We start from the raw sequence: 9,273 nt of genomic DNA, 5'->3' as shown, positions 1-9,273 counted from the left end.
TGCCCGCGGGGCCCCGGCCCCCCGCCCGGGCGCCCGCCGCGGCCGGCCCGGGGCGCGGGGGCCCCCCCGTCCCGGTGGTGCCCCCGGCAGGATTCGAACCTGCGGCCTTCTGCTCCGGAGGCAGACGCTCTATCCCCTGAGCTACGGAGGCGGGGGTCCAGACCGGGGGTGGAGCCCCGGCGGACTCGACAACCCTACACCATCGCCGGCGAGGGTCCAGGCGGGCAGGCGCGCCGCCGTCGTCCCCTTCGGACCTCCCTCCAGTGTGAGAGGCATGTCACCGGCGGACAAGAGGGCCCGCAGAGGCCGCCGTCATCCGTAGACTTGCCCGGGTGAAGCCCGAAGAACTCTCCGCCCTGATCCATGCCCAGCTGCTGGCCGCCGTCGACGCCGGCGACCTGCCCGCCGCCCTGCGCGAGGAGCTCGCCGCGGACCGGGTGAAGGTGGAGCGACCCCGCAGCCGTGAGCACGGGGACTGGGCCACGAACGTCGCCCTGCAGTTCGCCAAGCGCGCCGGCATGAACCCCCGCGCCTTCGCTGAGGTCCTCGCCGCCCGCATGGGTGAGCAGGAGGGGATCGCCGCCGTGGACGTCGCCGGACCCGGCTTCCTGAACATCACCCTGGACGCCGCCTCCGCCGGCGCCCTGGCCCGGCAGATCGTGGAGGCCGGCCAGGCCTACGGGCGCAACGAGGCCCTCGCCGGCCACACCGTGAACATGGAGTTCGTCTCCGCGAACCCCACCGGCCCCCTGCACATCGGCCACACCCGCTGGGCCGCGCTCGGCGACGCCATCGCCCGCCTGCTGCGCGCCTCCGGGGCGGACGTCACCGCCGAGTACTACATCAACGACGCCGGCAACCAGATGAACGTGTTCGCCGACTCCGTGATCGCCCGCCTCCACGGCCGCGACGTCCCCGAGGGCGGCTACCCCGGGGCCTACGTGAAGGAGCTGGCCGACGCCGTCGCCACCGGGCACCCGGACGTCCGCGAGCTCACGGACGAGGCCGCACGCCCCGTGGTGCGCCGGGCCGCCTACGAGCTGCAGATGCAGGACATCAAGGACACCCTCGACGCGTTCGACGTGCACTTCGACGTCTTCACCTCCGAGACCCGCCTCCACGAGTCCGGTGCGATCGCCCAGGCGGTGGAGCGCCTGCGCGAGCAGGGGCACATCGAGGACCGTGAGGGCGCCGTCTGGCTGCGCACCACGGACTTCGGCGACGACAAGGACCGCGTGCTCATCCGCGCCAACGGCGAGCCCACCTACTTCGCCGCCGACGCCGCCTACTACCTGGACAAGCGCGACCGCGGCTTCGAGGAGAAGGTGTACCTGCTCGGCGCGGACCACCACGGCTATGTGGGCCGCCTGAAGGCCATCGCCGCCGCCGCCGGCGACGACCCCGCCCACAACATCGAGATCCTCATCGGGCAGCTCATCTCCGTGAACGGGGCGAAGCTGTCCAAGCGGGCCGGCAACATCATCGAGCTCAAGGACCTCGTGGAGTGGCTCGGCAAGGACGCGCTGCGCTACGACCTCGCCCGCTACCCTGCGGACTCGCCCATCACCATCGACCCCGAGCTGCTGCGCTCCCAGACCAACGACAACCCGGTCTACTACGTGCAGTACGCCCACGCCCGGGCCTGCGGGGCCGCCCGCACCGCCCAGGCCCACGGGGTGGACCGCTCCGAGTTCGACGCCGGCCTGCTCACCCACGAGACCGAGTCCGAGCTGCTCGCCCAGCTCGCCGAGTTCCCCTCCGTGGTGGCCTCCGCCGCCCGCCTGCGCGAGCCGCACCGCGTCGCCCGCCACCTCGAGGTCCTCGCCGGGGCCTACCACGCCTGGTACGCCGCCTGCCGGATCGTGCCCCTGCCCGCCGCCGACGGCACCCCCGGCACCGTGGAGACCCTCAACCGCACCCGGCTCTGGCTCAACGAGGCCGCCGCCCAGGTGCTGCGCAACGGCCTGGACCTGCTCGGCGTCTCCGCGCCGGAGAAGATGTGAAGGACGGCCCCATGACCGCCACCTCCCCGCTCACCCCCGCCTGGCTGCCCGCCCCCGACGACGTCGACGCCCTGGACCCGGCGATCTGGGCCGCCGGCGTGGCCCGCACCGACGCCGGCGAGCTCGCCGTCCAGGGCGTGCCCGCCTCCGCCCTGGCCGCCGAGTTCGGCACCCCGCTGATCGTGCTCGACGAGGACGACTTCCGTGCCCGCGCCCGCGCCTTCCGCGAAGGCTTCGACACCGCCTTCGCCTCCCTCTGCGGCGGAGCGGACGTGTACTTCGCCGGCAAATCCATGCTCACCCTCTCCACCGCCCGCTGGGCGGCCGAGGAGGGCCTGCGCGTGGACACCGCCTCCGGCGGTGAACTCGCGATCGCCCTGCGCGCCGGCGTCGACCCGGCTCACATCGGCCTGCACGGCAACAACAAGTCCGAAGCCGAGCTGCTCGCCGCCCTCGACGCCGGCGTCGGCCGGATCATCGTGGACTCCGTGGACGAGCTCGAGCACCTCGCCGCGCTCGCGGCCGAGCACGGTCACATCGCCCCGGTGATGCTGCGCCTGACCCCGGGCGTGCATGCCCACACCCACGACTTCATCGCCACCGCCCACGAGGACCAGAAGTTCGGGCTGTCTCTGGCGCCCTCGGCGCAGGACGCCGACGGCAACGTGGCAGGCCGGGCCCCGGCCGCCGTCGCCGTGGCCCTCGCCCTGGCCTCCGAGTCCGTGCACCTGCTCGGGGTGCACTGCCACATCGGCTCGCAGATCTTCGAGGCCGACGGCTTCGGCCTGGCCGCCGCGCGCGTGCTCGAGTTCCTCGACCACGCGCGGGCCGAGCACGGGGTGGAGCTGGCCGAGCTGGACCTCGGCGGCGGCCACGGCATCGCCTACACCGCGGCGGACGAGCCCCGCCCGGCCGCGGAGATCGCCGCCGCCCTCGCCGACGACGTCCAGAAGACCGTCGAGCGCCTGGGCATGGACTGTCCGCGCATCTCCCTCGAGCCCGGCCGGGCCATCTCCGGGCCGGCCGGCCTGACCCTCTACACGGTGGGCGTCACCAAGACCGTGGACGTCGACGCCCCCGGCGGCGGGACCGCCCCGCGGCGGTACGTGGCCGTGGACGGCGGCATGTCCGACAACCCGCGCCCCGTGCTCTACGACGCCGACTACACCGCGGCCCTGGCCTCGCGCACCTCAGAGGCCGAGCCCGTGCTCTCCCGTGTGGTGGGCAAGCACTGCGAGTCCGGGGACATCCTGGTCCGCGACGTGCATCTGCCCGCCGACGTGCGCCGCGGTGACCTGCTCGCCGTGCCCGCCACCGGCGCCTACACCCATGTGATGGCCTCGAACTACAACGCCCTCACCCGTCCGGCGGTCGTGGCCGTGCGCGGCGGGTCCGCGCGGGTGATCGTGCGCCGCGAGACCATGGACGACCTCTTCGCCCGCGAGGCGGACCCCGCCCCGGGCCGCCCCGCAGACCAGACCCCGACCCCGCAGGAGAGTGCATGACCACCACCGCCCACGCCCCGCTGCGCGTCGCCCTGCTCGGCGGCGGCACCGTCGGCTCGCAGGTCGCCCGCATCCTCACGGAGGATGCCGCCGTCCTGCGCGACCGTGTCGGCGCGCCCCTGGAGCTCGCCGGCATCGCCGTGCGCACCCCGGACGCCCCACGTGACTGGCAGGCCGACCCGGCCCTGTACACCACGGACGCCGAGACGCTCGTGGACGGTGCCGACGTCGTCATCGAGCTGATGGGCGGCATCGAGCCTGCCCGCACCCTGATCCGCCGCGCCCTGGAGGCCGGCATCGCCGTGGTCACCGGCAACAAGGCGCTGCTGGCTCAGCACGGCGAGGAGCTGTACGACCTCGCCTCCCGCACCGGTGCCCAGCTGTCCTTCGAGGCGGCCGTGGCCGGCGCCATCCCGATCCTGCGCCCGCTGCGCGACTCGCTCGCCGGCGACCGCGTCACCCGCGTGATGGGCATCGCCAACGGCACCACGAACTTCATCCTCGACCGCATGGACACCGAGGGCGCCTCCTTCGAGGACGCCCTCGCGGAGGCCCAGCGCCTCGGCTACGCGGAGGCGGACCCGAGCGCCGACGTCGGCGGGGACGACGCCGCCGCGAAGGCTGCGATCCTGGCGACCCTCGCATTCGGCACCTCCTACACGCTGGACCAGGTGTCCGTGGAGGGGATCACCGGGATCACCGCCGCAGACAACGAGGCCGCCACGGAGGCCGGGTACGCCATCAAGCTGCTCGCGATCGCCGAGCGCGTCACGGCTGAGGACGGCACCGCCGGGGCGATCCTGCGCGTGCACCCCACCCTCGTGCCCCGCCAGCACCCCTTGGCCTCCGTCCACGGCGCGTTCAACGCCGTGTTCGTGGAGGCCGAGAACGCCGGCGAGCTCATGTTCTACGGCCCCGGCGCCGGCGGTGCCCCCACCGCCTCGGCCGTGATGGGCGACACCGTGGCCATCGCCCAGCGGATCGTGCGCGGCGGCCCGGCCCGCCTGCGCACCCCCGTGGCCGCGTTGCCGGCCCTCGCGCCGGCCGAGGCCCACACCTCCTGCCTCGTGGTGCTCCGCGTGGCGGACCAGCCCGGCGTGTTGCGCCGGGTGGCCGCGGTCTTCGAGGACCACGGCGTCTCCATCGAGACCCTGCGTCAGGTGCAGGGGGCGGACGGCCCCGGCGCCTCCCTGCGCGTGATCACCCACCGCGCCCGTCAGCGCGACCTCGACGCCGTCGTCGCGGCGCTGGGTGCCCTGGACGTGGTGCACGACGTCGTCTCCGTCCTCCGAGTCGAAGGAAACTGACCATGGCCCACATCTGGCGCGGAGTCGTCCGCGAGTACGCCGACCGCCTGCCCGTCACCGAGGACACCCGCGTGGTGACCCTCGGGGAGGGCGGTACCCCCCTGATCCACGCCCCGTACCTCTCCGAGCTCGTCGAAGGCACGGTGTACGTGAAGTTCGAGGGCATGAACCCCACCGGCTCCTTCAAGGACCGCGGCATGACCATGGCGATCACGGCCGCCGTGGCCGACGGCGCCAAGGCCGTGGTGTGCGCCTCCACGGGCAACACCTCCGCCTCGGCCTCCGCCTACGCCGCCCAGGCCGGGCTGACCTGCGCGGTGCTCGTGCCCGAGGGCAAGATCGCCATGGGCAAGATGTCCCAGGCCGTGGCCCACGGCGCTGAGATCCTCCAGGTGCAGGGCAACTTCGACGACTGCCTCGACCTGGCCCGCAAGCTCTCGGAGAACTACCCGGTGTTCCTGGTGAACTCCGTGAACCCGGCCCGCATCGAGGGGCAGAAGACCGGTGCGTTCGAGGTGGTGGACGTGCTCGGCGACGCCCCGGACTACCACCTGCTGCCGGTGGGCAACGCGGGCAACATCACCGCGTACTGGAAGGGCTACCAGGAGTACGCCCGCCCCTACGTGAACCCGCACCCGGGCACCTCCGACCAGGAGCTGCCGGCCGTGGCCACGCGCACCCCCGCGATGTGGGGCTTCCAGGCCGCCGGTGCCGCGCCGATCGTGCTCGGCCACCCGGTCACGGAGCCGGAGACCATCGCCACGGCCATCCGTATCGGCAACCCCGCCTCCTGGGATCTGGCCACCGCCGCCCGCGACGCCTCCGGCGGCATGATCGACTCGGTGACGGACGAGCAGATCCTCGAAGCCCACCGCTGGCTGTCCTCCAAGGAGGGCGTGTTCGTGGAGCCGGCCTCCGCCGCCGGCGTGGCCGGGCTGCTCAAGCACCACGCCGCCGGGAACGTGCCGGCCGGCAAGACGTGGGTCATCACCGTCACCGGCCACGGCCTCAAGGACCCCCAGTGGGCTCTGCGCTCGGCCGACGGCGAGGAGGTCACCCCCCGCTCGGTGCCGGCGGACGCGGTGACGGTCGCCGAGGCCCTCGGGCTGGCCTGAGCCCATGGAGCAGAGCATCGAGGTCCCCGTCGGGACCGCGGCGCGGGTCTCGGTGCCCGCCACCTCCGCCAACCTGGGCCCCGGGTTCGACTCGATGGGCCTGGCCCTGGAGCTGCGCGACGAGATCCGCCTGGAAGTGGTGGACGGCCCGGACACGGCCGCCGTCGAGGGTGAGGGCGCCGCGGAGCTGCCCACGGACGGCACCCACCTGGTGCTGCGCCTGGCCAGGGCCCACCTGGAGGCCCGCGGTGCACGCGTGCCAGGGCTGTCCCTGCAGGCCCGCAACCGGATCCCGCACGCCCGCGGGCTGGGATCCTCGGCGGCCGCGGTGGTGTCCGCACTGACCGCGGCCGAGGCGCTCCTGCCTGAGTCCGTGCGGCGCACCCCCGAGTCCCTGCTTGACGACGCCGCCCGCCGGGAGGGCCACCCGGACAACGTGGCTCCGGCCCTGCTCGGCGGTGCCACGGTCTCCTGGACGCGCGACGACGGCGTGGACGGCTTCGCCACCGCCGCGCTGCATGTGCACCCGGCGGTGACGCCCGTGGTCGCTGTGCCGGAGACCCGCCTGTCCACGGAGGCCGCCCGCGGCGTGCTGCCGGAGACGGTGCCTCACGCCGTCGCCGCCGCACAGGCCGGGCGGGCGGGCCTGCTCGTGCATGCGCTCGCTGAGGATCCCTCCCTGCTGCTGCCGGCCACGCGGGACCGCCTGCACCAGCAGCAGCGGGCCGTGGCCATGCCCGCCAGCGCCGCCCTCGTGGAGGCCCTGCGCGCTGAGGGCTGGGCCGCCGTCGTCTCCGGGGCCGGGCCCACCGTGCTGGTCCTGGCTGACGGGGCCGACGCCGCCCGCCGGGCCGCCGACCGGATGGCTGCCCTGACCGCGGACTCGGGCGTCATGTGGCGTGTGAGGGTGCCGGGGATCGCGGGCGAGGGTGTTAGGGTGGAATCACTCCAGCACGGCTGACGCCGGCCGCTTCGGGCGGCCCCAGACCGGCGGTCGCGGACCAGTGGTCCCGTCGCCTCGGCCACCAGCTCTGGAGTTCGAGGATCCCGACGGACGGCCCGCGCCGAGGCGCCCCGCTCGAGCAGGGCCCCGATCTCTCCGCCCCCGCCACGCAGTGACTGCGCGCGAGCAGGGGAGGGGTCTGATGTGAAGACATGGAACCCCGGTTCTCAGGGGCACCGCTGCGTGCCCCGGCCGGACACACGACAGCCTGCCGCGCCTGCCGGTGCCGCACGGCTGCTGACGAGGGAGAAGGAACCTTCGTGACCGAATCCACCGAACAGACCACGCCGACCGCCGGCGGCGGGCTGGCCTCGCTCAAGCTCGCGCAGCTGCAGGCCCTGGCCTCCCAGCTCGGCATCAAGACCGGCTCGCGCATGCGCAAGTCCGATCTGGTCGCCGCGATCTCGGACCACCAGCGGGGCGGGAGCGTCGCCGACCGCGACGCCGCCGCGCGCGCCCAGACCACCGCCCCCGAAGCCTCGGCGCAGACCCCAGAGGCCCAGGCCCCGGCCGCCCCCGCCGAAGAGGGGCAGCGCCCGACGCGCCGCCGCTCCCGCCGCGCCGACTCGGACACCGCCGCCCCCGCCGCGGCCCAGCCCGAGCAGGCCCAGCCCGCCACCTCCGCCGAGACCCCCGCCGCCGAGGACGCCTCCACCCCGGAGCGCCGCGGTGCCGGCCAGGACGCCGAGGCCGCCGCGCCGTCGTCGGGCCGCAGCCGGCGCCGCCGCGGCGACCGCACCCAGGACGACCGCCGCGAGCGCTCCGAGGATGCCGAGGGCCGTGAGGACCGCACCGCCGAGCGCGAGGAGCGCTCCGAGCGCGGCCAGGACGGCGAGCCCGAATCCGAGTCCGAGAGCCGCGGGAACGGCGGCCGCTCCCGTGAGCGCCGCGGCCGCGACCGTGGCGATCGTCAGCGCCGCGAGGACCGCGACGCCGAGCGCGGGGACCGTTCCGAGCGCGCAGAGCGCGGGGACGACCGCCAGCGCCGCGAGGACCGCGACGACGAGGGCGGCCGCCGTGGCCGCAACCGCCGCAACCGCAACGAGCGCGGCCGCAACCGCCGTGGCCGCGGCGGACCCGAGGTGGACGACACCGAGCTGACCGAGGACGACGTCCTGCAGCCCGTGGCCGGCATCCTGGACGTGCTGGACAACTACGCGTTCGTCCGCACCTCCGGCTACCTGCCCGGCCCGAACGACGTCTACGTCTCCCTGGCCATGGTGAAGAAGTACGGCATGCGCAAGGGCGACGCCGTGGTCGGTGCCATCCGCGCCCCCCGTGAGGGCGAGAAGCAGCACACCCAGCACCACGGTGGGCGTCAGCAGAAGTTCAACGCCCTCGTGAAGCTGACCACCGTGAACGGCCAGCCCGCCACGGAGCACCCGGACCGTGTGGAGTTCTCCAAGCTCGTGCCGCTGTACCCGAATGAGCGCCTGCGCCTGGAGACGGACGCCAAGCTCGTGGGCCCGCGCGTGATCGACCTGGTGAGCCCCATCGGCAAGGGCCAGCGCGGTCTGATCGTCTCCCCGCCCAAGGCGGGCAAGACGATGGTGCTGCAGTCCATCGCCAACGCGATCACCCGGAACAACCCCGAGGTGCACCTGATGATGGTCCTCGTGGACGAGCGTCCCGAGGAGGTCACGGACATGCAGCGTTCCGTGGCCGGCGAGGTCATCGCCTCCACCTTCGACCGCCCGGCGGACGACCACACCACGGTGGCGGAGCTGGCGATCGAGCGCGCCAAGCGCCTGGTGGAGATGGGCCGCGACGTCGTCGTGCTGCTGGACTCGATGACCCGACTGGGCCGCGCCTACAACCTGGCCGCCCCGGCCTCGGGCCGCATCCTCTCCGGCGGTGTGGACTCCTCGGCGCTGTACCCGCCGAAGAAGTTCTTCGGCGCCGCCCGCAACATCGAGAACGGCGGCTCGCTGACCATTCTGGCCACCGCCCTCGTGGAGACCGGCTCGCGCATGGACGAGGTGATCTTCGAGGAGTTCAAGGGCACCGGCAACATGGAGCTGCGCCTGTCCCGGCAGCTGGCCGAGCGCCGCATCTTCCCGGCGGTGGACGTCAACGCGTCCGGCACCCGCCGTGAGGAGGCGCTGCTCTCGCCGGAGGAGATCAAGATCATGTGGAAGCTGCGCCGCGTGCTCTCCGGCCTGGACACCCAGCAGGCCCTGGAGCTGCTGACCAACAAGATCAAGGACACCGCCTCCAACGCGGAGTTCCTGATGCTGGTCTCCAAGACCACCCTGGGGGCCAAGGGCGAGGACTGATCGCCTGCCCTCCACGGCCCCGGCCGGCGGACCGCGCGTCCGGCGGCCGGGGCCGGGTCCGTCC

The 9,273-nt window shown here is 74.1% G+C and carries 6 protein-coding genes and 1 tRNA gene; 6 read left to right on the top strand and 1 reads right to left on the bottom strand.

All coding sequences use genetic code 11. The features are described from left to right. Positions 1-75: 75 nt before the first annotated feature. Positions 76-151 (bottom strand) — tRNA-Arg (locus tag SPI96_RS06925). 181 nt (positions 152-332) lie between these two features. On the opposite strand from SPI96_RS06925, the gene argS reads away from it, so the two are divergent. From argS to rho, 6 genes are all read left to right on the top strand, one after another. After that, positions 333-2,003 carry an arginine--tRNA ligase gene (argS, locus tag SPI96_RS06920; RefSeq protein ID WP_321081639.1) on the top strand — a complete coding sequence of 557 codons (1,671 nt, stop codon included), beginning with the start codon at positions 333-335 and terminating at the stop codon, positions 2,001-2,003. A gap of 11 nt (positions 2,004-2,014) precedes the next feature. Next, entirely contained in the window at positions 2,015-3,508 is a 1,494-nt protein-coding gene (lysA, locus tag SPI96_RS06915) for a diaminopimelate decarboxylase (protein ID WP_321081638.1), read from the top strand. After that, complete coding sequence (locus SPI96_RS06910; RefSeq protein WP_321081637.1) at positions 3,505-4,815, top strand: homoserine dehydrogenase; 1,311 nt, start codon at positions 3,505-3,507, stop codon at positions 4,813-4,815. The genes lysA and SPI96_RS06910 overlap by 4 nt, the downstream gene beginning before the upstream one ends. A gap of 2 nt (positions 4,816-4,817) precedes the next feature. After that, a complete protein-coding gene (thrC, locus tag SPI96_RS06905) occupies positions 4,818-5,930 on the top strand; it encodes a threonine synthase (RefSeq protein ID WP_321081636.1) in 1,113 nt (370 codons plus the stop codon). A 4-nt stretch (positions 5,931-5,934) separates the two neighbouring features. Continuing rightward, positions 5,935-6,891: a homoserine kinase gene (thrB, locus tag SPI96_RS06900; protein WP_321081635.1), complete on the top strand. Its 957-nt coding sequence runs from the start codon at positions 5,935-5,937 to the stop codon at positions 6,889-6,891. A gap of 302 nt (positions 6,892-7,193) precedes the next feature. Then, positions 7,194-9,209: a transcription termination factor Rho gene (gene rho / locus SPI96_RS06895; RefSeq protein ID WP_321081634.1), complete on the top strand. Its 2,016-nt coding sequence runs from the start codon at positions 7,194-7,196 to the stop codon at positions 9,207-9,209. Positions 9,210-9,273: the final 64 nt, after the last annotated feature.

Source organism: Micrococcus sp. (assembly GCF_034179925.1).
GTDB lineage: Bacteria > Actinomycetota > Actinomycetes > Actinomycetales > Micrococcaceae > Micrococcus.
This window is presented reverse-complemented; position numbering and strand designations above follow the sequence as displayed.

Bases quoted from the DNA above. Each gene is read 5' to 3' on its own strand.
- thrC (WP_321081636.1), top strand. From the start codon at position 4,818: ATGGCCCACATCTGGCGCGGAGTCGTCCGCGAGTACGCCGACCGCCTG.
- thrB (WP_321081635.1), top strand. From the start codon at position 5,935: ATGGAGCAGAGCATCGAGGTCCCCGTCGGGACCGCGGCGCGGGTCTCG.
- SPI96_RS06910 (WP_321081637.1), top strand. From the start codon at position 3,505: ATGACCACCACCGCCCACGCCCCGCTGCGCGTCGCCCTGCTCGGCGGC.
- lysA (WP_321081638.1), top strand. From the start codon at position 2,015: ATGACCGCCACCTCCCCGCTCACCCCCGCCTGGCTGCCCGCCCCCGAC.